This window comes from Microbacterium oxydans, assembly GCF_000956525.1.
Taxonomy (GTDB): Bacteria; Actinomycetota; Actinomycetes; order Actinomycetales; family Microbacteriaceae; genus Microbacterium; species Microbacterium oxydans_A.
In genome coordinates this window covers 547,087-567,868 of record NZ_JYIW01000026.1, presented here as the reverse complement: position 1 = coordinate 567,868, position 20,782 = coordinate 547,087, and the positions used below count along the sequence as shown (strand labels likewise).

At 67.5% G+C, this 20,782-nt stretch carries 20 protein-coding genes and 2 tRNA genes; 10 read left to right on the top strand and 12 right to left on the bottom strand.

Going from position 1 to position 20,782, the window contains the following annotated elements; translation table 11 throughout:
• Positions 1–36: 36 nt before the first annotated feature.
• The 7 genes from RS83_RS15365 to RS83_RS15335 all read right to left on the bottom strand — a co-directional run bounded on the left by RS83_RS15365 (position 37) and on the right by RS83_RS15335 (position 4,533).
• Positions 37–666: a LysE family transporter gene (locus RS83_RS15365; RefSeq protein ID WP_045280351.1), complete on the bottom strand. Its 630-nt coding sequence runs from the start codon at positions 664–666 to the stop codon at positions 37–39.
• Between the two features lie 36 nt (positions 667–702).
• Positions 703–2,766 (bottom strand): heavy metal translocating P-type ATPase, encoded by a 2,064-nt coding sequence (locus RS83_RS15360; protein ID WP_156153228.1) that lies wholly within the window; start codon positions 2,764–2,766, stop codon positions 703–705.
• 126 nt (positions 2,767–2,892) lie between these two features.
• Positions 2,893–2,968: transfer RNA gene (locus RS83_RS15355), tRNA-His, on the bottom strand.
• Between the two features lie 36 nt (positions 2,969–3,004).
• Entirely contained in the window at positions 3,005–3,631 is a 627-nt protein-coding gene (gene orn, locus RS83_RS15350) for an oligoribonuclease (RefSeq protein WP_045280350.1), read from the bottom strand.
• 86 nt (positions 3,632–3,717) lie between these two features.
• Positions 3,718–3,906 carry a hypothetical protein gene (locus RS83_RS15345; protein WP_045280349.1) on the bottom strand — a complete coding sequence of 63 codons (189 nt, stop codon included), beginning with the start codon at positions 3,904–3,906 and terminating at the stop codon, positions 3,718–3,720.
• 181 nt (positions 3,907–4,087) lie between these two features.
• A tRNA-Arg gene (locus tag RS83_RS15340) sits at positions 4,088–4,163 on the bottom strand.
• Between the two features lie 100 nt (positions 4,164–4,263).
• Positions 4,264–4,533: a hypothetical protein gene (locus RS83_RS15335; protein ID WP_052679185.1), complete on the bottom strand. Its 270-nt coding sequence runs from the start codon at positions 4,531–4,533 to the stop codon at positions 4,264–4,266.
• A 216-nt stretch (positions 4,534–4,749) separates the two neighbouring features.
• Here RS83_RS15335 and RS83_RS18610 point away from each other — a divergent pair, with 216 nt between their 5' ends.
• From RS83_RS18610 to RS83_RS15315, 4 genes are all read left to right on the top strand, one after another.
• Positions 4,750–5,307 (top strand): single-stranded DNA-binding protein, encoded by a 558-nt coding sequence (locus RS83_RS18610; protein WP_082071692.1) that lies wholly within the window; start codon positions 4,750–4,752, stop codon positions 5,305–5,307.
• A gap of 72 nt (positions 5,308–5,379) precedes the next feature.
• A complete protein-coding gene (locus RS83_RS19155) occupies positions 5,380–5,871 on the top strand; it encodes a DUF6993 domain-containing protein (protein ID WP_231587793.1) in 492 nt (163 codons plus the stop codon).
• Positions 5,872–6,023: 152 nt separating this feature from the next.
• A complete protein-coding gene (gene ettA, locus RS83_RS15320) occupies positions 6,024–7,703 on the top strand; it encodes an energy-dependent translational throttle protein EttA (RefSeq protein WP_045280348.1) in 1,680 nt (559 codons plus the stop codon).
• A gap of 28 nt (positions 7,704–7,731) precedes the next feature.
• Positions 7,732–8,220 carry an acyl-CoA thioesterase gene (locus RS83_RS15315; RefSeq protein WP_045280347.1) on the top strand — a complete coding sequence of 163 codons (489 nt, stop codon included), beginning with the start codon at positions 7,732–7,734 and terminating at the stop codon, positions 8,218–8,220.
• Positions 8,221–8,259: 39 nt separating this feature from the next.
• Here the strand turns inward: RS83_RS15315 and RS83_RS15310 are convergent, their stop codons facing one another.
• A complete protein-coding gene (locus RS83_RS15310; protein WP_045280346.1) occupies positions 8,260–9,147 on the bottom strand; it encodes an acyl-CoA thioesterase in 888 nt (295 codons plus the stop codon).
• Positions 9,148–9,197: 50 nt separating this feature from the next.
• Between RS83_RS15310 and RS83_RS15305 the strand changes: the two genes are divergently transcribed.
• Positions 9,198–9,863, top strand: coding sequence for a hypothetical protein (locus RS83_RS15305; protein ID WP_045280345.1), 666 nt, complete (start codon positions 9,198–9,200; stop codon positions 9,861–9,863).
• A 4-nt stretch (positions 9,864–9,867) separates the two neighbouring features.
• Here RS83_RS15305 and RS83_RS15300 read toward each other — a convergent pair whose 3' ends face one another.
• The 4 genes from RS83_RS15300 to pepN form a co-directional block, all read right to left on the bottom strand.
• Positions 9,868–11,529 carry an FAD-binding dehydrogenase gene (locus RS83_RS15300; protein ID WP_045280344.1) on the bottom strand — a complete coding sequence of 554 codons (1,662 nt, stop codon included), beginning with the start codon at positions 11,527–11,529 and terminating at the stop codon, positions 9,868–9,870.
• Positions 11,526–11,975, bottom strand: coding sequence for a globin (locus RS83_RS15295; protein WP_045280343.1), 450 nt, complete (start codon positions 11,973–11,975; stop codon positions 11,526–11,528). Before RS83_RS15295 ends, RS83_RS15300 begins: the two co-directional genes overlap by 4 nt.
• Positions 11,972–13,048, bottom strand: a complete 1,077-nt coding sequence (locus RS83_RS15290; protein ID WP_052679141.1) for a mechanosensitive ion channel family protein — start codon at positions 13,046–13,048, stop codon at positions 11,972–11,974. The genes RS83_RS15295 and RS83_RS15290 overlap by 4 nt, the downstream gene beginning before the upstream one ends.
• Before the next feature lie 108 nt (positions 13,049–13,156).
• Positions 13,157–15,709: an aminopeptidase N gene (pepN, locus tag RS83_RS15285; protein WP_045280342.1), complete on the bottom strand. Its 2,553-nt coding sequence runs from the start codon at positions 15,707–15,709 to the stop codon at positions 13,157–13,159.
• 124 nt (positions 15,710–15,833) lie between these two features.
• Here pepN and RS83_RS15280 point away from each other — a divergent pair, with 124 nt between their 5' ends.
• Genes RS83_RS15280 through RS83_RS15260 form a run of 5 tightly spaced genes read left to right on the top strand, consistent with a single transcriptional unit; the run spans position 15,834 to position 20,747 of the window.
• Positions 15,834–17,018, top strand: coding sequence for a ferrochelatase (locus tag RS83_RS15280; RefSeq protein ID WP_045280341.1), 1,185 nt, complete (start codon positions 15,834–15,836; stop codon positions 17,016–17,018).
• A gap of 37 nt (positions 17,019–17,055) precedes the next feature.
• On the top strand, positions 17,056–17,541 hold the full coding sequence (locus RS83_RS15275; protein WP_045280340.1) for a ribose-5-phosphate isomerase: 486 nt from the start codon (positions 17,056–17,058) through the stop codon (positions 17,539–17,541).
• Between the two features lies 1 nt (position 17,542).
• The gene (locus RS83_RS15270; protein ID WP_045280339.1) at positions 17,543–18,550 is read left to right on the top strand and encodes an Fpg/Nei family DNA glycosylase; all 1,008 of its coding nucleotides are present in this window, start codon (positions 17,543–17,545) and stop codon (positions 18,548–18,550) included.
• 47 nt (positions 18,551–18,597) lie between these two features.
• The gene (locus RS83_RS15265) at positions 18,598–19,254 is read left to right on the top strand and encodes an FMN-binding negative transcriptional regulator (RefSeq protein WP_045280338.1); all 657 of its coding nucleotides are present in this window, start codon (positions 18,598–18,600) and stop codon (positions 19,252–19,254) included.
• Between the two features lie 23 nt (positions 19,255–19,277).
• Positions 19,278–20,747, top strand: coding sequence for an amidohydrolase (locus tag RS83_RS15260; RefSeq protein WP_045280884.1), 1,470 nt, complete (start codon positions 19,278–19,280; stop codon positions 20,745–20,747).
• Positions 20,748–20,782: the final 35 nt, after the last annotated feature.

Here is a 20,782-nt window from a genome sequence, read left to right as displayed (position 1 = left end):
CGTTCTCCAGCCTAGACGCGCCGCGCTCGGAGCGAGTCAGTGCAGGAAGACGAGGATGGCCGCGACAGCGATGAAGAGGACCCCGAACACCGTGTTGAGGGCGCGCTGGCCCTGAGCCGATCGCGTGAGCCGCCGGAAGGGGCGAGCGGCCGCGGCGAAGAATCCCCACATCACGAGCACGTCGACCACGATGACCGTCACGATGAGGACGAGGTACTGGGGGAGCGGCGGCTGATCCAGGCGGATGAACTGGGGGATGAATGCGAGGAAGAACACGACGGCCTTCGGGTTCAGCAGATTGACCCAGAAGCCGCGGCGAACCATCGACCAGGCACCCTCGCGAGATTCGACGGTCTGCAGCTCCGCAGGGCCAGCGACGGCGGGCTTCGCGAGGATCAGGCGGATGCCGAGGAACACGAGGTACGCCGCGCCGGCATAGCGGATGCCGTTGAAGAGGATCTCTGACCGCGAGACGAGCAGCCCGACGCCGGCGGCGACGATGGCGACGTGCACCACGAGCGCAAGCTGTTGGCCGACGATGCCCCAGATGGAGCGGCGCCACCCGTGATTGAGTGCGTTCGACATCGTGTTGATCGCCCCAGCGCCGGGCGTGAAGCTGATCACCACGGACGCGGTGAGCAGCGAGAACCAGACCGCGAGTGACACCTCGTCAGTCTAGGGCTCCCGGTCGAGCGTCTCCGCTCAGTGCCGACGGAGCACGGACTCGGGCCGGAGGTCGATCCGACGCAGCAGCTGCGCATTCAGAGCGACCACGATCGTGGAGAGCGACATCAGTACCGCACCCACCGACATCGGGAGCACGAAGCCGATCGGGGCGAGGACCCCGGCGGCGAGCGGTACCGAGAGCAGGTTGTATCCGGCAGCCCACCAGAGGTTCTGTGTCATCTTGCGGTAGCTCGATGTGGAGAGCTCGATCACCGAGATCACGCTGCGCGGATCGTCGCCGGCGAGGATCACCCCGGCGGACGCGATCGCGACATCTGTTCCGGCGCCGATCGCCAGCCCCACGTCTGCTTGGGCCAGTGCCGGAGCGTCGTTCACACCGTCGCCGACCATCGCGACCTTGCGTCCCTCGGCCTGCAGCTCGCGCACCTTGGAAGCCTTGTCCTCCGGTCGGACGCCGGCGAACACCCGGGTCACACCGAGCTCATCCGCGACATGGTGGGCGACGGCCTCAGCGTCACCCGTGATCATGACGACCTCGACGCCGCGCGCACGGAGCGCATCGACGGTCTGCCGGGACTCCGGACGGATCTCATCCGCCAGCCGCAGCGCTCCGGCGACCTGCTGATCGATCAGGACGTGCAGGATGATCGCGCCTTCCGTGCGCCAGGCATCGGCGATCGACAGCTCAGCTGTCCCCGTCTCGGACAGCAGGTGCGGACCGCCGACGCGCACCAGTCGGCCATCGACAATGGCCGTGACGCCCACAGCGGGCGAGGATGTGAAGTCGTCGGCTCGGGGGACGTCGACGCCACGATCGTGCGCCGCCCGGACGATCGCCGTCGCGAGCGGGTGCTCGGAGTCGAGTTCGGCCGCGGCGGCGAGTGCGAGCAGCTGGTCCTCATCGAACGGGGCGACCGTTTCGATGCCGGTGACGGCGGGGGCGCCCTTCGTGAGCGTGCCGGTCTTGTCGAAGAGGATCGTGTCGACGGTGCGCATGCTCTCGAGTGCCAGCCGGTCCTTCACGAGGACGCCGGCTCGCGCAGCCCGTTCGGTCGCGATCGAGACGACCAGCGGGATCGCCAGGCCGAGGGCGTGCGGGCAGGCGATCACGAGCACCGTGACGGTGCGGATCACGCCTTCGTCAGGCATCCCGATGGCGGTCCACACGATCGCGGTGATCGCGGCGGCGCCGAGCGCGAACCAGAACAACCAGGCGGCAGCCCGGTCGGCGATGCGCTGCGCCCTCGAGGAGGAGGCCTGGGCGTCGGCGACGAGCCTTCGAATGCCGGCGAGTGCGGTGTCGTCCCCGATCGCGGTGATCTCGACGCGGAGGCCGGAATCGGTGGCAACGGTGCCTGCGACGACCGCGTCGCCGACGCCGCGCTGCACTGGCTTGGATTCTCCGGTGATCATGGATTCGTCGATGTTGGCGGTGCCCTGGACAACCGTGCCGTCGGCGGGGAGTCTTCCACCGGGACGGATCACGACGGTGTCGCCGAGGCGAAGGTCTGCGGGCGACACCAGCACGATGTCCGTGCCCTCGACGCGCTCGGCCAGGTCCGGCAACAACGCCGCGAGGGAGTCCAGCGCTGAGGTCGTCTGCGCGAGCGACCGCATCTCGATCCAATGGCCGAGCAACATGATCACGATCAGCAGCGCGAGCTCCCACCAGAACTCGAGCTCGTGGTGCAGGAGCCCGAGGCTCGCACCCCACGACGCGAGGAACGCGACCGTGATCGCCAGCGCGATCAACAGCATCATGCCGGGCACCCTGGAGCGTATCTCGTCGACCGCGCCGACGAGGAACGGCCTTCCTCCTGAGACGTACATGACCGTGCCGAGCACCGGCGCGATCCACTGCGCCCAGCTGGGGACGTCATAGCCGAGGATCATCGCGAACATCGGCGACGCGGCGATGACAGGCACTGTGACCACGAGCATGATCCAGAACAGGCGACGGAACTGGCCGACGTGGTCGCCGTGGCCGGCATGTCCGGCATGTTCTCTGTGGTCCGCGTGCTCGGCGTGCGTCGTCGGAGTCGCGTGTTCGGTGTGTTCGGAGTCGTGCTGCGTCATCATGGCGCTCCCTTCGCGGTTCACCGAAGACAACACGATACCCCCTGGGGGTATTTCCCGAAAGGCAGACTCGAACGTTCGCCGGGTATGCGAAGAGGCCTGGATCATCCGATCCAGGCCTCTTCGAGATGGGGTGAGTAACGGGACTCGAACCCGCGACATCCGGCACCACAAGCCAGCGCTCTACCAGCTGAGCTATACCCACCATGCGCCCACCGGAGCGGGCGACCACACGAGTCTATTACATGTTCGGGGTGAACTCTGACACGGTGCGCGAAGCGATGTCGCGGGCATCATCGCTCGATGGTCCCGGCTCGTCGACGAACACCGCGGCGCGGTAATACCGGAGCTCGCGGATCGACTCGAGAATGTCGGCGAGCGCGCGGTGACCGCCGTCTTTGTTCGGTGCCTGGAAGAACACCCGCGGGTACCACCGGCGGGAGAGCTCCTTGATGCTCGACACATCGACGTTGCGGTAATGCAGCCACTGGTCGACATCGGGCATGTACTTCGCGAGGAACATGCGATCGGTTCCGATCGTGTTGCCGGCGAGCGGGGCTTTGCGCTCCAGCGGGACGAACCGCTTGATGTACTCGAGGGTCTGCGCCTGGGCGTCTTCGAGCGACACGCCCTCCGGGATCTCGTTGATCAGTCCAGAAGTCTCGTGCATCTTCGTGACGAAGTCGTTCATGTTCGACAGCGCTGCATCGCTCGGACGGATCACGACCTGGAAACCGGGATCGATCGGGCGAAGCTCGAAATCGGTGATCACCACAGCGATCTCGACGAGTTCGTCGACCGACAGATCGAGTCCCGTCATCTCACAGTCGATCCAGACGAGACGATCATTCTCCGACGCAGATACCATGCCGTCATCCTATCGACGCGGCCGACATTGCCTTCATGCCGGGGTGCGCAGACCATGATGCGGCATTCGAGGGGTTCGCCAGGCGATCAGTCCTGGTCGGGCTGCGTCGTGTCGCTCACGCCGCCGTCCTCGTCAGGACCGCCCGTCTCGTCACCGCTGTCTGTCGGCGGGACGGTCGGCGGCGTGCCCTTGCCGTCTTCTGCTCCGAGGTTGTCGTTCTCCTCGGGGCCGGGGGAGGGCTCGGTGCTGATGTCGTTCCGATCGGTGCTGCTCATGTGAATCCCTTCGTCGATGTGGGTTCCACTGTGGGCCGGGAGCACGGACTCGACCAGTGCCTTGACAGTCGCGGCCCGGTCGGGATGAAGCCCGCGCGACGGCGCACGGGAACAGGTGGTGCGCGGACGAGTGCGAGGCGTGCGCCGGGCAGCACGCGTAGAACGTCGCCGAAGGAAGTGATGGTCCCCTCGGCGCGACTCGAACGCGCAACCGACGGATTAGAAGGCCGTTGCTCTATCCATTGAGCTACGAGGGGTCCTCATAAGGCTACCGGCCTCCGTGCATCATCGGTATTCCGACGGCTGTTGGCGCGCCCATCGATCCTGGGAACTGGGGTCTCGGTGCTCTCTCGCCAGTCAGGAATACCGAAGGGTCGAGACAGCGTCATCCGCACGCCAGAACTCGCCGACGACCCGGAAGGTGCCAGTGCCGAGATGCAGACGCTCAGCGCGATACTTGAGTCCGAGAGGATCTGCGACGATGCGGAGATGCCCGAGCACTCGGTCTGATCTGTCGAGTACGCGCCACAGGTGGTCCGACGCGCGAACGAGGTGTTCGCGCGACGATGCCAGCGGCGGCGAGGCGTAGGGGATGTCGGGAAGCGGTGCGGTCTTGGTGTCGTGCATGTCGTTCTCCTTTCGTGCTTCGAACATATGACCGACCACCGACATTTGCGCCGCCGACGCCTGGCGACCGTCGACGCGGCACGCATCCGCTCCTCATGCACCGCGATGGTGATGCGGTGAACTCTCCACAGCCACCGTGTTCACGCACGTCGAACGGGTGGCGAACGGCGCATCCTCGATCCATCCGGGCCTCGCCCCGGCTTCCGAGGAGAGAACATGTCCGACACCCTGACCATCCTGGGCAACGTCGCCACCGACCCGACCCAGAGCCGTACGCCGAGCGGTATCCCTGTCACGAACTTCCGCGTCGCGAGCACCCATCGACGACTCGACCCTGCGACCCAGACCTGGGTCGACGCGAGCACGAACTGGTATTCGGTCGCGGCCTTCCGCCAGCTCGGGGAGCATGCGAAGGCATCGCTGCGCTGCGGAGACAGCGTGATCGTCACCGGCAGACTCAAGATCCGCACGTGGGAGAGCAACGGCAAGAGCGGCACGAGCATCGACATCGATGCAGACGCGATCGGTCATGATCTTCGTCGTGGCACGACGGCGTTCCTTCGTGCATCCCGCGCCGCCGGCAACGACGGCCCGTCCCGCGGGGCACCCGATGCACAGGAGCGCGAGGAACAGGAGTACGACGCCGCCGAGAACGATCACGAGACCTCCGCCGATCCGACGTCGCGCGACGACGATGCACTGGCACTCGACACGTCGTGGTCGATCGCGCCAGCGAGAACGGATTCTGAGGCGGCGGCAGGCGTCACGTACTGAGTTCGAACGAGATCTCCGCGCCGGCGGGCTGCAGTCAGCTGATCGATGCAGCCCGCCACGTAGAATCGGGTCGTGCTCCGACGAACCAGCTCTTCCGCCCCGCGGCTGACGGCCGTGACGTTCGCAGCTGTGGCAGTGGTGCTGACACTCGTCTCGTGCGCACCGACGCCGGAGCCGCGACCGACAGCCACTGAATCGGGCCCCGAGGCGACGGCGACGCCTTCCGGTCCCGTCTTCCTCCCCGACGGCACCGCCGAGGACAACCTCCCGATCTTCACCGCGACCGCTGACAGCGTGTGGGGTACGGAATCACGTGGCGCTGGCCGGTCGTACATCGACGCATTGACCGCGGCCGGCTTCGACCGCGCCGACATGCAGGTGACCCAAGACGCGTCGACCGTCGGCAACCCGGCGGAAAGCCTGCAGTTCTCGGTGCGCTGGGGAGAGAAGGAGTGCCTGATCGGTCAGGTCGGTCCGTCGACGGGGCAGGTCGTCACCGCCGTGATGCCACAGCTCGCCGAAGGCCGCTGCCTGATCGGGACGACGCGTCCGATCGACTGGTGACACGTCGTCTCGCCACACGGCGACGAGGCTCGATCTCTGTCCAGAGGCATCGCCGGACTGCCGACCGGAGGTAGTCTTAGGGAGGATTTCCGCGCCGCGTCTGCGGCGTGACGGCAGGTTCAGGTCTGAGCAGCAAAGGGTGTTGAAACGGTATGGCTGAGTACATCTACTCGATGGTTCGTGCGCGCAAGGCGGTTGGTGAGAAGCTCATCCTCGATGACGTCACCATGGCGTTCCTCCCGGGAGCCAAGATCGGCATGGTCGGTCCGAACGGTGCCGGTAAGTCGACGATCCTCAAGATCATGGCCGGCCTCGACACGCCGTCGAACGGCGAGGCGAAGCTCTCGCCCGGGTTCAGCGTCGGAATCCTGATGCAGGAGCCGGAGCTCGACGAGTCGAAGACCGTGATCGAGAACATCCAGGACGGCATCGCGATCAAGCCGAAGGTCGACCGCTTCAACGAGATCTCCCTGCTGATGGCCGAGCCCGACGCTGACTTCGACGCGCTGCTCGCCGAGATGGGCACGCTGCAGGAGGAGATCGACGCCGCGGACGGCTGGGACCTCGACTCGCAGCTCGACCAGGCGATGGACGCACTGCGGACGCCGCCGGCCGATGCTGCCATCGCTCCGCTGTCGGGTGGTGAGAAGCGTCGCGTCGCGCTCGCGAAGCTGCTCCTGCAGAAGCCCGACCTCCTGCTCCTCGATGAGCCCACCAACCACCTCGACGCCGAGAGCGTGCTGTGGCTCGAGCAGCACCTGCAGGCATACAAGGGTGCGGTCATCGCGATCACCCACGACCGGTACTTCCTCGACCACGTCGCCGAGTGGATCGCCGAGGTCGACCGCGGCCGTCTCATCGGCTATGAGGGCAACTACTCGACGTACCTGGAGAAGAAGGGCGAACGCCTCGAGGTCCAGGGCAAGAAGGACGCCAAGCTCGCGAAGCGCCTCAAGGAGGAGCTCGAGTGGGTGCGCTCGAGCGCCAAGGGCCGTCAGACCAAGTCCAAGGCTCGTCTCGCGCGCTACGAGGAGATGGCATCGGAGGCCGAGCGGACCAGGAAGCTCGACTTCGACGAGATCCAGATCCCCGCAGGTCCGCGTCTGGGTGGCATCGTCATCGACGCGAAGAAGCTCCAGAAGGGATTCGACGGCCGCGTGCTGATCGATGGCCTGAGCTTCAACCTGCCGCCGAACGGCATCGTCGGCGTGATCGGACCGAACGGTGTGGGAAAGACCACGCTGTTCAAGACGATCGTCGGCCTCGAGCCGCTCGACGGCGGAGACCTGAAGGTCGGCGAGACGGTCAAGATCAGCTACGTCGACCAGTCCCGCTCGAACATCGACCCGAACAAGACGCTGTGGGAGGTCGTGTCGGACGGACTCGACTACATCACCGTCGGCAAGACCGAGATCCCCTCGCGGGCCTACGTCTCGAAGTTCGGCTTCAAGGGACCGGACCAGCAGAAGAAGGCCGGCGTGCTCTCCGGTGGTGAGCGCAACCGTCTCAACCTCGCGCTGACGCTGAAAGAGGGCGGCAACCTGCTGCTCCTCGACGAGCCGACCAACGACCTGGACGTCGAGACCCTGAGCTCGCTCGAGAACGCGCTGCTCGAGTTCCCCGGCTGTGCCGTGGTCATCACCCACGACCGGTGGTTCCTCGACCGCATCGCGACGCACATCCTCTCCTACGAGGGCACTGACGAGAAGCCGGGCCAGTGGTACTGGTTCGAGGGCAACTTCGAAGCCTACGAGGAGAACAAGATCGAGCGCCTCGGAGCGGATGCCGCGAAGCCGCACCGTTCGACGCACCGCAAGCTGACTCGCGACTGATCCCTCCGCTGGTTCAGGAACAGACACGATGACCGAATCGGCACCAGGGCCGCGCCTGCACATCCCGATCCAGCTCCGTTGGGGCGATCTGGATGCGTTCAATCACGTCAACAACACCTCGATGCTCAAACTGCTCGAGGAAGCACGCGTGCGAGCGTTCTGGCGGGCCGGCCCAGGTGAGGTCGCGCCGTCGACCGCAGTCCTCGATTCGGGACTCGACGAGGGCATCCTGACCCTCATCGCCAGGCAGGAGATCGAGTATCTCGCGCCGGTGCCGTATCAGCGGCGCCCGCTGGAAGTGCAGATGTGGTTCGGCAAGCTCGGCGGCTCCAGTGTCGAGGTCTGCTATGAGGTGCACAACGATCCGACGGCCGAACCGCGCCAGATCTACGCGCGGTCGACAGCGGTGATCGTGCTGGTCGACGCGGCATCCGGCCGCCCGACGCGGTTGACGCAGGAGATGCGCGACGCGTGGGAGCCCTTCGTGGGCCCCTCGATCGAATACGCCCACCGCTAGAGCACACCGCTGAGGCGGCGCGATCTCAGCACGCTCCGCTCAGTCGCGCGCCGGAACCCGGATCATGATCTCCTGGGCGACGCTCGCCACCAGGGCGCCGTCGCGCGCGTAGATGCGTCCGGTGGCGAGTCCGCGACCACCGCGCGCGTTCGGGGATTCCTGCACGTACAGCAGCCACTCGTCGACCCGCGCGGGCCGATGCCACCACATCGCGTGGTCCAGGCTCGCGACCTTCAGCCCCGGCAGCGCCCAGAACACGCCGTGTGCGCGCAGAATCGACTCCTGGATCGTCATGTCGCTCAGGTAGGCGAGCGCCGCGCGGTGCAGCCGAGGATCGTCGGGCATCGGTGCGCGCATCCGCATCCACACGCCCTGGCGCGGGACTTTCTCGTCCGGGCTCGGCAGATACAGCGGGTGATCGATATGCCGGATGTCGGCAGCGCGCTCGCTCAGCATCCGGGTCGTCCCCGCAGGCAGCCCGTCAACGCGATCCTCATCCGGAACGAGGGTCTCAGGGTCCGGGATGCCACTGGGCATCGCCTCCGCGTGCTCGACGCCGGGGTCCTCATCCTGGAAGGAGGCGATCATCGAGAAGATCGGCACGCCGTTCTGATACGCCTGCGAACGCCGGGTCGAGAACGAGCGGCCGTCGTGGATGCGGTCGACTGCGATCGTGATGCCCTGCGTGGCGTCTCCAGCACGAAGGAAATAGCCGTGCATCGAATGCACCGGTCGATCCTCCGGCAGTGTCCGCTCCGCCGCGATCAGGCTCTGTGCCAGCACCTGACCGCCGTAGATGCGTCCACTCGGCATCGGATGCGAGGCGCCGGTGAAGATGTCCTCCGTCGTGCGAGCCTGCGTCGTGTCGAGATCGAGAACGTCGAGCAGCTGCTCGACGGTTCGAGCCGCGTGGTTCTCGGCGCTCATGTCATCCCTTCCGCGACCGCAGGTACGGCACGGTTGATAGTTTAGAACGCGTGCCCCACCAGCTTCTGCTCGCCGATGCCGAGACGTCCAAAGACGTCCTGACCTTCGTCGGGAGGGCGTCGCGGATCGGCGACGAGGGCGTGCGATTGCAGGCGGCCAACGGGGTGCTCGCGCTCAGCACCGCTGCGCTCGCCCCGCACGGGCTGTTCGACCAGACGCCGACCATCCTCGCGATGCGGATCGTGCACGCCGACCCGGAGCTCCAATGCGACATCGTCGTGGCCGAGCTCGGCACAGGTGCGGATGACCGCAGTCTCGCCCTGCCCGACACCGGCCTGTCGCCGTCCTGGGCGGGCATCGCGCCGCCGCGTTCCGACTGGGTGTCCGTCACCGCGCTGCCGGCATCCACGATCGCCCAGCGCGCGCAGTGGGGCATCTCTGCTGTCGCACACGGTGCAACACCCGGGGCAGGAGAAGAGGCCGTCCGCGCGCTTCGGGCCGCGATCTGGGGCGAGCCCGATGAGGACCTCGCCGGGCTTCCCCGGGGCGTCGCCTTCGCCGCCGACGCGCTCGGGTTCATCTCCGGCGAAGAACAGGTGCCGGTGACGCAGTCCGGACGATGGACGCGTTTGGCGTTCCGACGCGGCCATGTGCTGTCGCGTGGCCCCGTCGCCTCCGGCCTCACCGCGGTGCGCGGCACCGGATCCGCCGACTAGCGGATCAGCCCGCTGCCGCCGCGCGCCCGGCCTGGCGCCCGGAGAACAGGCACCCGCCGAGGAAGGTGCCCTCCAGCGCTCGGTAGCCGTGCACGCCGCCACCACCGAAACCGCTCGCCTCGCCCGCCGCATACAACCCAGGGATCGGCGTGCCGTCCGCAGCCAAAGCGCGGCCGTCGAGGTCGGTGTTGATGCCGCCGAGCGATTTGCGGGTCAGGACGTGCAGCTTCACGGCGACCAGCGGACCGGCCGCCGGGTCCTGCAGGCGGTGCGGGGGAGCGGTGCGGATCAGCTTGTCTCCGCGATAGCTGCGCATGGAGCGCAGCATGCTGATCTGGGCGTCCTTCGTGAAGTCGTTGTCCATCTCCCGGTCGCGTGCGACGACCTCGCGGCGCACGTTGTCGATGTCGAGGAGTTCGCCGCCCGGATGCCGCTGCATCTGTTCGAGCAGCGATTCGAGGTCGTTCTCGACGATGAAGTCCTCACCTTCGTCGAGGAACGACTGCACCGGTCCGGTCGGTCCCTTCGCGAGGCGCGACTTCAACAGCAGTCCGACGTCCTTGCCGGTCAGATCGGGGTTCTGCTCGCTGCCGGAGAGGGCGAACTCCTTCTCGACGATCTGCCGCGAGGTGACGAACCAGGAGTGGTCGTGACCTGTGGCACGCAAATGCGCGAGCGTTCCGAGCGTGTCGAAACCCGGGAACAGGGGGCCCGGAAGCCGCTTGCCCGTCGCATCGAGCCACAGCGATGATGGTCCTGGCAGGATGCGGATGCCGTGGGAGGGCCAGACCGGATCCCAGTTGGTGATGCCTTCGACGTAATGCCACATGCGATCGCCGTTGATCAGCCGTGCGCCGGCCTCCGCGCTGACCGACTGCATCGAGCCGTCCACGTACGCGGGGACACCGGTCAGCATGTGTGTCGGAGGCGTGCCGAGGCGCTCTGGCCAGGTGGCTCGGACGAGTTCGTGGTTGCCGCCGATTCCGCCGGAGGCGACGATGGTGGCGGACGCGGTGATCTCGAACTCACCCATGGCCTCGCGCGACGACTCGACGCCTCGCGGAGCGCCGCTCGACACGAGCACCCGGCCGCGTGCACCAATGACGACACCGTCCGTGGTGACCAGGGCTTCGACGCGATGCCTGGGGAGGATGGTCGCCCGTCCCTCCCGCTCAGCCTGTTCCAGAGCCGCAGCGAACGGGGCGACGATGCCGGGACCCGTGCCCCACGTGATGTGGAAGCGCGGAACGGAGTTGCCGGGACCGATCGCGCCGTAGCCGCCGCGCTCCGCCCACCCGACGACCGGGAAGAATCCGACGCCGCGCTCGCGCAGCCACGATCGCTTCTCGCCGGCGGCGAACTGCAGATACGCCTCTGCCCATCGGCGCGGCCACTCGTCCTCCGGCCGGTCGAAGCCGGCGTTGCCGAACCAGTCCTCGGTCGCGAGCTCGATCGAGTCGCGGATGCCCATGCGTCGCTGCTCTGGCGAGTCGACGAAGAACAGTCCTCCGAACGACCACCACGCCTGGCCGCCGAGGTTCGTCCGCGGCTCCTGGTCGATCACCACGACACGTTTCCCGGCGTCCAGCGCTTCGACGGCGGCGACGAGACCCGCCAGCCCCCATCCGATGACCAGGACATCCGTGGACAGGGGCGCATTCGTCATGTGTTCTCCGTTGATCCCTGACGTGAGCGGGCTTCGAGCGTCGGACGGCCGTCTGCGGCGGTTCCGATTCCTGAAGCCTCGAGTGTGTTCACCATGGCATATGCCGCGCGCTCCAGGTAGTCCCAGAGCGTGGCTTCGTGCAGGGGCGACAACTGCGCCTCGTCGATCCCGGTGCGCATGTGTCGCAACCAACGATCGCGGGCGTCCGGGTCGACGCGGAAGGGCATGTGCCGCATCCGCAGTCGCGGGTGGCCACGCGTCTCGCCGTAGGTCGTCGGTCCGCCCCAGTACTGCTCGAGGAAGAGCAGCAGACGCTCCTCTGCCGGCCCGAGATCCTCTTCCGGGTACATGGGCTTGAGGACAGGGTCGAGGGCGACCTCCCGGTAGAACACCGAGACGATCTTCGCGAACGTCTCGCGTCCGCCGACCTCGTCGTAGAACGTCACTTGGGGGTGCTCCCGTCGTCGGACTGCTGCTTCTTGCGTCGCCAGATCCCGCGGTCGGGAATCAGCGGCACGCCGGTCACGGCGTTGGGTCGTGTCTTCGGAGGATTGGCGCCGCGCACGCGCCTCGCGCCCTCGAGACCCGTCGGCACGACCGTGGACATGCTCGGCAGACCGATCTCCTTCTCGAGCAGCGCTGCGCGCAGGCGCTTTCGGAGTTCCTGGGCGACATCGTCTTTCGCGTTGGCTCGTGCCTTGATCACGATGCGCACCACGAGCGCGTCGCCGTCGATGGACTCCAGCCCCCAGAGCTCGGGCTTCTCGACGATGCGCGTGCGCCACTTCGGTTCCTTCGAGAGCCCGATCGCGGTCTCGAGCATGGTCGCTTCGACCTGCTCGAGGTCGGAGTCCGGCTGCACGCCGATGTCGATGATCGCCCTTGCCCAGCCCTGCGACATGTTGCCGATGCGGGTGACCTCGCCGTTGCGGACGTACCAGAGTGTGCCGTTCACATCACGTACCTGGGTGATGCGGACGCTCACGTACTCCACGACGCCGCTCGCGAGTCCGAGATCGACGACGTCGCCGATACCGATCTGGTCCTCGGCCACCAGGAAGATGCCGTTGAGCACGTCCTTCACGATGTTCTGGGCACCGAAACCGAGGCCCGCGCCCACCGCTGCGGTGAGCAGCGTCAGCGAGCCGAGCAGGGCGTTGTCGATCGCGTTCACGATCAGGACGAGCGCGATGACGACGAGCATCACATTCACGATGTTCTGCAGGATCGAGCCCAGTGTGCGCGTGCGCTGCACGAGGCGCATGTCGGCCAGCGGCGAGCGTTCGAGCGCCTGGGTGTCGTCGACCGCCGCTTTGCTCTTCGCGCTGTCGACGATGCGGTGCACGACGCGACGGATGACGACCCGCAGCACCAGCGCGATGAGGAAGCAGCTGACGATGATGATCGCGATGGTCAGAGCCCGGCCGCCCACCTTCGCGAGGACGCCGAGGGTGTTCTCCCACCAGATCGGGAGGGTGGTCGCTGGTGCGTCTGGGTCGACTTCGAAGGGAATCAACATCACTCCCAGATCCTAGCGATCGGGCCTCTGCACGGGCTGGATGCTTCGACGGGCTCAGCAACCCGGGAGCGGGTCGCTGAGCCCGTCAGCCGGACATCGTCGAAGGGATCAGTCCTCGGTGTCGCGGGACTGCGCCGCGAGCGAGCGCTCGACGTCGGCGAGGTTCTCCAGCACCAGACGACGGAGCGCAGGTGCTGCGTCCTGATTCGCTGAGAGCCAGGCGCGCGTGGTGTCGCGGAGCTCGAGGTTCGCGAGCGCCGTCGGGAACAGCCCGACCACCAGGTACTGGGCGATCTGGTAGCTGCGGGACTCCCAGATGGGGAGCAGCATGTCGAAGTACGCCGGCACGAACTCGGCGAGCACCTCGGCGCCTGCGGGATGCACGAAGCCGAGCGCAGCCGAACGCACGATCGTGTTCGGAGCATCGTCGCGCTCGATCAGCGACGCCCATGCGGCCCGCTTCGAAGCCGAGTCGGGGAGCGCCGCACGAGCCTGGGCCGCGAACTCCCCGCCCTTGGCGGTGTTGTCCGCGGCGAGAGCGGCATCGATCTTCGACGCATCCGTCGCGCCGATCGTGGCGAGTCCGACCAGCAGCTGCCAGCTCAGGTCCGCGTCGATCTCGAGACCGGGCAGCGTCTCCTCACCGGAGCGCAGACGTCCGATGATCCCGGCGTGCTCGGGGGTGACCAGCGCGTTCGCGAATGCCGTGACGAACTGCAACTGGCTGTCGCTGCCCGCTTCGGCGGATTCCGCCAGCGCCCAGAGACCGTCGGCGACCTTGAGGCGCGCCTCGTGACGGTTCGCCGGTTCGACGTACAGAGTCGCCGCCGTGCGCAGCTGCGCGAGCGTGGTGCGCACCGTGGTGGACTCGGTCTCGCGGCCGATGTTGCCGAGCACGAGGTCGATGTAGTCGGATGCCGGCGTCTCGGCGTCGCGGGTCTGGTCCCAGGCAGCGCCCCAGACGAGGGAGCGGGCGAGCGGGTCGCTGATGTCGGCGAGGTGCGCGATCGCAGTGGCCAGCGACTGCTCGTCGAGACGGATCTTGGCGTAGGCGAGATCGTTGTCGTTCAGCAGCACCAGGTCGGGACGCTGGATGCCCTGCAGCTCAGGCACCTCGGTGCGGTCGCCGTCGACGTCGACCTCGACGTAGTGGGTGCGGGTGAGCGCTCCGTCGCGCAGCGTGTAGAAGCCGATGCCGAGGCGGTGCGGGCGGATCGTGGGGTAGTCGGCTGGAGCCGTCTGCGTGACGGCGAAGCGCGAGATCACGCCGTTCGCGTCGTCGGCGATGACGGGCTCGAGCGTGTTGACGCCGGCGGTCTCGAGCCACTTCTTCGACCAGGTGCTGAGATCGCGGCCGCTCGTGGCCTCGAGCTCGACGAGCAGGTCGCTCAGCTCGGTGTTGCCCCAGGAGTGCTTCTGGAAGTACTGCGAGACGCCGCCGAAGAACGCCTCGATGCCGACCCAGGCGGCGAGCTGCTTCAGCACCGATCCGCCCTTGGCGTAGGTGATGCCGTCGAAGTTCACCTGCACGTCTTCGAGATCGTTGATCTCGGCGACGATCGGGTGCGTCGAGGGGAGCTGGTCCTGGCGGTAGGCCCAGGTCTTCTCCATCGCGTTGAACGTGGTCCACGCCTCGGTCCACTCGGTGGCCTCGGCCGTGGCGATCGTCGACGCCCATTCGGCGAACGACTCGTTCAGCCAGAGGTCGTTCCACCACTTCATGGTGACGAGGTCGCCGAACCACATGTGGGCGAGCTCGTGCAGGATCGTGACGACGCGACGCTCCTTGACGGCATCCGTCACCTTGCTGCGGAACACGTACGTCTCGGTGAAGGTCACCGCACCGGCGTTCTCCATCGCACCGGCGTTGAACTCCGGGACGAAGAGCTGGTCGTACTTCGCGAACGGGTACGGCACGCCGAACTTCGACTCGTAGTAGGCGAAGCCTTCGCGGGTCTTGTCGAAGATGTAGTCGGCGTCGAGGTGCTGCCACAGGCTCTTGCGACCGTAGACGCCGAGCGGGATGACGTCGCCGGACGCACTGGTCAGCTCCGAGAACGTGGACTCGTACGGACCGGCGACGAGCGCCGTGATGTACGAGGAGATCCGCGGCGTCGGCTCGAAGCCCCATGTCGCGATCGAGTCGTCGTCATGGACGATCGGCTCGGGCGTGGGGGAGTTGGAGACGACCTTCCATGCTGCCGGCGCCGTGATCGTGAACTGGAACGTCGCCTTCAGGTCGGGCTGCTCGAACACCGCGAACACGCGGCGGGAATCAGGCACCTCGAACTGCGAGTAGAGATAGACCTCGTCATCGACGGGGTCGACGAAGCGGTGCAGCCCCTCGCCGGTGTTCGTGTACTCGCAGTCGGCGTCGACGACGAGCACGTTCTCGGCCTGCAGACCGGTGAGCGCGATGCGCGAGTCGGCGAACACCTCGCTCGGATCGAGCTGCTCTCCGTTGAGCGAGATCTCGCGCACGTCGCGGGCGATGAGGTCGATGAACGTGAAGCTCTCGGGCGTCGCGGTGAAGCGCACGACGCTCCGCGATCCGAAGACCTCCGAACCCTTCGTCAGATCGAGTGCGACCTCGTACGACTGCGTGTCGACGACGTCGCGGCGCTCCTGCGCTTCGATACGGGTGAGGTTCTCTCCAGGCACAGCGGTACTCCCAGGGGTGAGGGGATGTCGCCGGGGGTTGGCGCAGTTGGCGCCGACGGCAACCATGACAGCCTACGCCAGCCGGGCGTGCGCCTTCGCTTCCTGGAGGTGAAAGAATGAGAGGGTGACCGCGACCGCCTCGAACATCGTCCCCTTCGCTTCTGCAGCCGCCGCGAGCGGCGAGCCCTACGTGACGACCCCGGTCGCCTACGACGGCATCCTGCTCGCCGGATTCGGCGGACCGGAAGGCCAGGACGATGTCATCCCGTTCCTCCGCAACGTCACGCGTGGTCGTGGCATCCCGGACGAGCGTCTGGAGGAGGTCGCGCACCACTACCGTCACTTCGGCGGCGTGAGCCCGATCAACGGCCAGAACCGCGTGCTCAAGACGGCACTGGAAGACGAACTGCGCCGCCGCGGCATCGATCTCCCCGTGTACTGGGGCAACCGCAACTGGAGTCCGTATCTGGAGGAGGTCGTCACGACCGCCGCCGAAGACGGCAACACGACGCTGCTCGCCTTCGCGACGAGCGCCTACAGCTCGTTCTCCAGCTGCCGTCAGTACCGCGAGGACTTCGCTCGCGTACTCGAGGACACGAAGCTCGGGGACACAGTCACGATCGACAAGATCCGCCCGTTCTACGACCACCCCGGCTTCGTCGACGCGTTCGAGACGGGCGTGCGCGAGGCGGTCGAGACGTTCCTCGCTGACGGCATCGCGGCGGCGGACATCGAGATCCTCTTCTCGACGCACAGCATCCCGACCGCTGATGCCGAGCGCTCCGGCGCCCGCGACATCGAGTGGGGTGAGGGCGGCGCATACGCAGCCCAGCACCTGGCCGTGGCCGCGTGGGTCATGGACCGGGTTCGTCAGACCGTGCCGGGGACCGAGGACGTCGCGTGGCAGCTGGTCTACCAGTCCCGCTCCGGCCCCGCCTCGCAGCCGTGGCTCGAGCCGGACGTCTGCGACGTCATCGGAGAGCTCCCCGCGAAGGGGCGAAAGGCGGTGGCGGTCGTCCCTGTCGGGTTCATGAGCGACCACATGGAAGTGCTCTGGGACCTCGACACCGAGGCGGCCGAGGCAGCGGATGAGGCCGGGCTGGCCTTCACCCGCACGCCGACCCCCGGTGTGTCCCCGACCTTCGTCGCCGGCATCGTCGACCTGATCGAGGAACGCCTGCAGGGTCGCCCGAACGCCGAGCGCCCGCACGTCACGGATCTCCCCGGCGCCTTCGACGTCTGCCGTCCCGGCTGCTGCGAGAACATCCGCGCCGGATTCAAGCCCGCAGCGTCCGGCATCGCGCCCTGACGTCACGCTGAGCTCCGCCGCTTCTAGGATGGATGCCATGCGCATCCACATCGCCACCGATCACGCCGGTCTCGACTTCTCCACGCAGCTGCAGGATCACCTCCGCGCCGCAGGGCACGAGGTCGTCGACCACGGACCGATCGTATACGACGCGGTGGACGACTATCCCGCGTTCTGCATCCGCGCGGCCCAGGCGGTCGTCCGCGACCAGGCGGCCGGTGTCGAGACCCTCGGCATCGTGTTCGGAGGGTCGGGCAACGGCGAGCAGATCGCCGCCAACAAGGTCGAGGGGATTCGTGCAGCTCTGGTCTGGAACCTTTCGACTGCAGAGCTCGCCCGAGAGCACAACGACGCCAACGTGATCGCGATCGGCGCCCGCCAGCACACGTTCGATGAGGTCACGGCGCTGATCGACCGCTTCATCGCCACGCCGTTCTCCGGTAACGAGCGGCACGCGCGCCGGATCGCACAGATCGCCGACTTCGAGCGCGACGGCTCGCTGCTCCCGGATCCGAGGGCCTGAGATGCCGGAGGGGCACTCCGTCCACCGCATCGCGCGGCAGTTCGACCGCAACTTCGTCGGCAAGACGCTCAGTGCATCGAGCCCCCAGGGTCGTTTCGCCGAGGGAGCGGGGGAGCTCGACGGACGCACTGCCGTCAGCGTGCAGGCCGTCGGCAAGCAGATGTTCCTCGAGACGGAGGGCGACCTGTGGCTCAGGGTGCATCTCGGCCTGTACGGCGCATGGGACTTCGCCGGCGAGATCCTGGTCGACCCGACGATCGCCTCGGCGAACGGCCGGATGGGACAGACGAATCAGCGCGGCACCGACCTCCTCGACCAGGAGGGGCCGATCCTCGACGACGCAGGCGAGAACTCACTCGCTTCGATCGGCGCACCGCGGCGCACCCGCGTGCACGTGCGCATGTCGGAGCAGACCAGAGGGCTCGCGCCGGAGGACGACGAATGGCCACCGCCGATCGTGGGTCAGGTGCGCCTCCGGCTTCTCACCGACATCACCGCCGCTGACCTGCGAGGGCCCACCGCCTGCGTGCTGCAGACGCCGGAGGAGATGCTCGCGACCGTGGCGCGGCTCGGGCCGGACCCGCTGGTCGGCGATCCGGTCGAGAACGAGGAGCGCTTCGTCAGAGCCGTGCGCAAGAAGCCGACGGTGATCGCGCTGCTGCTGATGGACCAGGCGGTCGTCAGCGGGATCGGGAATGTCTATCGGGCCGAGATGCTGTTCCGTCAGCGCCTGAACCCGCACACGCCCGGTCGCGATGTGCCGGAGGAGATCGTCCGAGAGCTCTGGCGTGACTGGGTGCGGCTCCTCGCGATCGGGGTCGAGACCGGGCAGATGATGACGATGGACGATCTGTCGTCCGACCAGTACCGTGCGGCGATGGCCAGCCGCGACGATCGCCATTGGGTGTATCACCGCGCCGGTCTGCCGTGCCGGGTGTGCGGCACGGAGATCGCACTCGAGGAGATCGGCGCACGCAAGCTCTACTGGTGCCCTCGCTGCCAGGCGTGAGCGGGGCGTGCGCACCGGTCGGGGTGCACGCGTTCTAGGCTGGGAGGATGCGCCAGAACCCCAGTTTCACGCTTGCCGACATCGCGGAGATCCGCCGCGTGATCGAGGCGAATCCGTGGGCCACGATCGTGAGCGACGGCTCGGAAGGGCTCGTCGCCTCGCACTACGCGGTCCTGCTCGACGACGACCGCGATGACCTCACGATCGTCGCGCATGTCGGGCGTCCTGACGATCTGATCCACGGGTTGGGAGAGCGCGAGCTGCTCGTCGCCTTCCAGGGACCGCATGGCTACATCTCGCCCGGCTGGTACGGCGACGTGCAGGCTGTCCCCACCTGGAACTACACCGCAGTGCACCTCGCCGGCGTACCGGAGATCCTCAGTCCAGAGGAGAACCTCCAGGTGCTCGACCGACTGGTCGACCGTTTCGAGGGCCGGATGCCGGACCCGCGGGGCATGTGGGAGCGCCCGAACGATCCTGCCTTCGTGCATCGGCTCGCCGCAGGCACCGTGGGCTTCCGGCTGACGCCGACCAGGGTCGTCGCGAAGCGGAAGCTCAGTCAGAACAAGCCCGTGGAGACGATCGAGACCGTGATCGGCGAACTCGACGGTGACGGCCCGTTCGCGAATCCGGCCCTCGCGGCAGAGATGCGTCGCGCGCAGGATGCCAGGACGAACGCGGCCGGCAGGAACGCCGCCTCGTGACCGCGATCGGTGATTCGGTGTCGATGGTCAGGGCCGTGCGCATCGCCGGACCCGGCCGGGAGTTCCTGATCGACGATGAGCCGGTCGACCTCCAGATCGCCGACGGACTCATCGTCGACATCGCCCCGACCGGAGCGCTCCGCGCGGCGGGCGAGGTGCTGGATGCCGAGGGCGCCTGGGCGATCCCCGGATTGTGGGACAACCACGTGCACACCGTGCAGTGGGCGCTCGCGTCCGAGCGCGAGCCGCTCGACACCATGACGTCCGCGGCCGAGGCCGCGTCGCACATGGCTCGGGTGGTGCCACTCCCTGACGGCCGGCGGATCGGCAGCGGCTTCCGGGACGCGTTGTGGTTGGACTCGCCGACGCTCGAGGTGCTCGATCGCGCGACCGGCAGCGTCCCGACCTACCTGATCAATGCGGACGTGCACAGCGTGTGGCTGAACAGCGCCGCGCTGCGTCGCGAGGGATTCGCCAGCACGGATGGCATGCTCCGCGAAGACGACGCGTTCGAGATCTCCCGCCGGCTCAACGCGGTCGACCCGGAGCACGTCGACCGCGCGGTGCGCACGGCGGGTGAGCGCGCAGCGACCCGTGGCGTGACAGGGCTCGTCGATTTCGACATGGCCTGGAACGCGGATGCCTGGCCGCGCCGCGTCGCAGACGGCTTCGCGGCCCATCGGGTGGAGTTCGCTGTCTACCCGGCCGACCTGCAGCGCGCGATCGCCGCTGGGCTGCGGACCGGGGAGCTCTGCGAGGTGCCGGATGCATCAGGCGGGGCTCGGGGACTCATCCGCGTCGGCCCGCTCAAGGTCATCACCGACGGCTCGCTCGGCACCCGGACCGCCGCATGCTCGCATGCCTATCCGGATGACCCGCACAACCACGGCGCCCTCAACGTGCAGCCTGATGAGCTCTTCGACCTGCTGCTCACCGCGACCGGTGCGGGGCTCGGCGTCGCACTGCATGCGATCGGCGACCGGGCGACGACCGCGGCGCTCGACGCGATCACGCTCACGGGAGCCACCGGCACGATCGAGCACGCCCAGCTCGTGCGCCACGCGGACCTCGCTCGGTTCGCGCGCCTCGGCGTCATCGCGAGCGTGCAGCCGCAGCACGCGCTCGACGACCGCGACCTGGTGAGCCGGCTCTGGAGTGAGCAGACGTCGATCGGATACCCGCTCGCCTCGCTGCGCGACGCCGGAGTGGAGATCCGGTTCGGTTCGGATGCTCCGGTCGCGCCCCTCGATCCATGGCAGGCGATCGCCGCCGCCGTCTCGCGGACCGACGGCGAACGAGAGCCTTGGCATCCCGAGGAACGGCTGCGCATCGATGATGCGGTGGCAGCGAGCATCCGTTCGTCACTTCGACCTGGCGAGGTCGCAGACATCGTGGTGTGCGGAAAGGATCCGCAGACCGCGACGGGGGAGCAGCTGCGGACGATGCCCGTCGCGGGCACGGTGCTCGCCGGACGGCTCACTCACATCTCCTGACCGAGACGCACGATGCTGCTGGAGACAGCGGAAGG

What these genes read in the sequence shown, in the direction of transcription:
- RS83_RS15270 (WP_045280339.1), top strand. Translation starts at nt 17,543, where the DNA reads ATGCCGGAGGGGCACTCCGTCCACCGCATCGCGCGGCAGTTCGACCGC.
- RS83_RS15345 (WP_045280349.1), bottom strand. Translation starts at nt 3,906, where the DNA reads ATGAGCAGCACCGATCGGAACGACATCAGCACCGAGCCCTCCCCCGGC.
- RS83_RS15315 (WP_045280347.1), top strand. Translation starts at nt 7,732, where the DNA reads ATGACCGAATCGGCACCAGGGCCGCGCCTGCACATCCCGATCCAGCTC.
- RS83_RS15300 (WP_045280344.1), bottom strand. Translation starts at nt 11,529, where the DNA reads ATGACGAATGCGCCCCTGTCCACGGATGTCCTGGTCATCGGATGGGGG.
- RS83_RS15275 (WP_045280340.1), top strand. Translation starts at nt 17,056, where the DNA reads ATGCGCATCCACATCGCCACCGATCACGCCGGTCTCGACTTCTCCACG.
- RS83_RS15310 (WP_045280346.1), bottom strand. Translation starts at nt 9,147, where the DNA reads ATGAGCGCCGAGAACCACGCGGCTCGAACCGTCGAGCAGCTGCTCGAC.
- RS83_RS15290 (WP_052679141.1), bottom strand. Translation starts at nt 13,048, where the DNA reads ATGTTGATTCCCTTCGAAGTCGACCCAGACGCACCAGCGACCACCCTC.
- RS83_RS15360 (WP_156153228.1), bottom strand. Translation starts at nt 2,766, where the DNA reads ATGATGACGCAGCACGACTCCGAACACACCGAACACGCGACTCCGACG.
- RS83_RS15265 (WP_045280338.1), top strand. Translation starts at nt 18,598, where the DNA reads ATGCGCCAGAACCCCAGTTTCACGCTTGCCGACATCGCGGAGATCCGC.
- RS83_RS15335 (WP_052679185.1), bottom strand. Translation starts at nt 4,533, where the DNA reads ATGCACGACACCAAGACCGCACCGCTTCCCGACATCCCCTACGCCTCG.
- RS83_RS15260 (WP_045280884.1), top strand. Translation starts at nt 19,278, where the DNA reads ATGGTCAGGGCCGTGCGCATCGCCGGACCCGGCCGGGAGTTCCTGATC.
- ettA (WP_045280348.1), top strand. Translation starts at nt 6,024, where the DNA reads ATGGCTGAGTACATCTACTCGATGGTTCGTGCGCGCAAGGCGGTTGGT.
- orn (WP_045280350.1), bottom strand. Translation starts at nt 3,631, where the DNA reads ATGGTATCTGCGTCGGAGAATGATCGTCTCGTCTGGATCGACTGTGAG.
- RS83_RS18610 (WP_082071692.1), top strand. Translation starts at nt 4,750, where the DNA reads ATGTCCGACACCCTGACCATCCTGGGCAACGTCGCCACCGACCCGACC.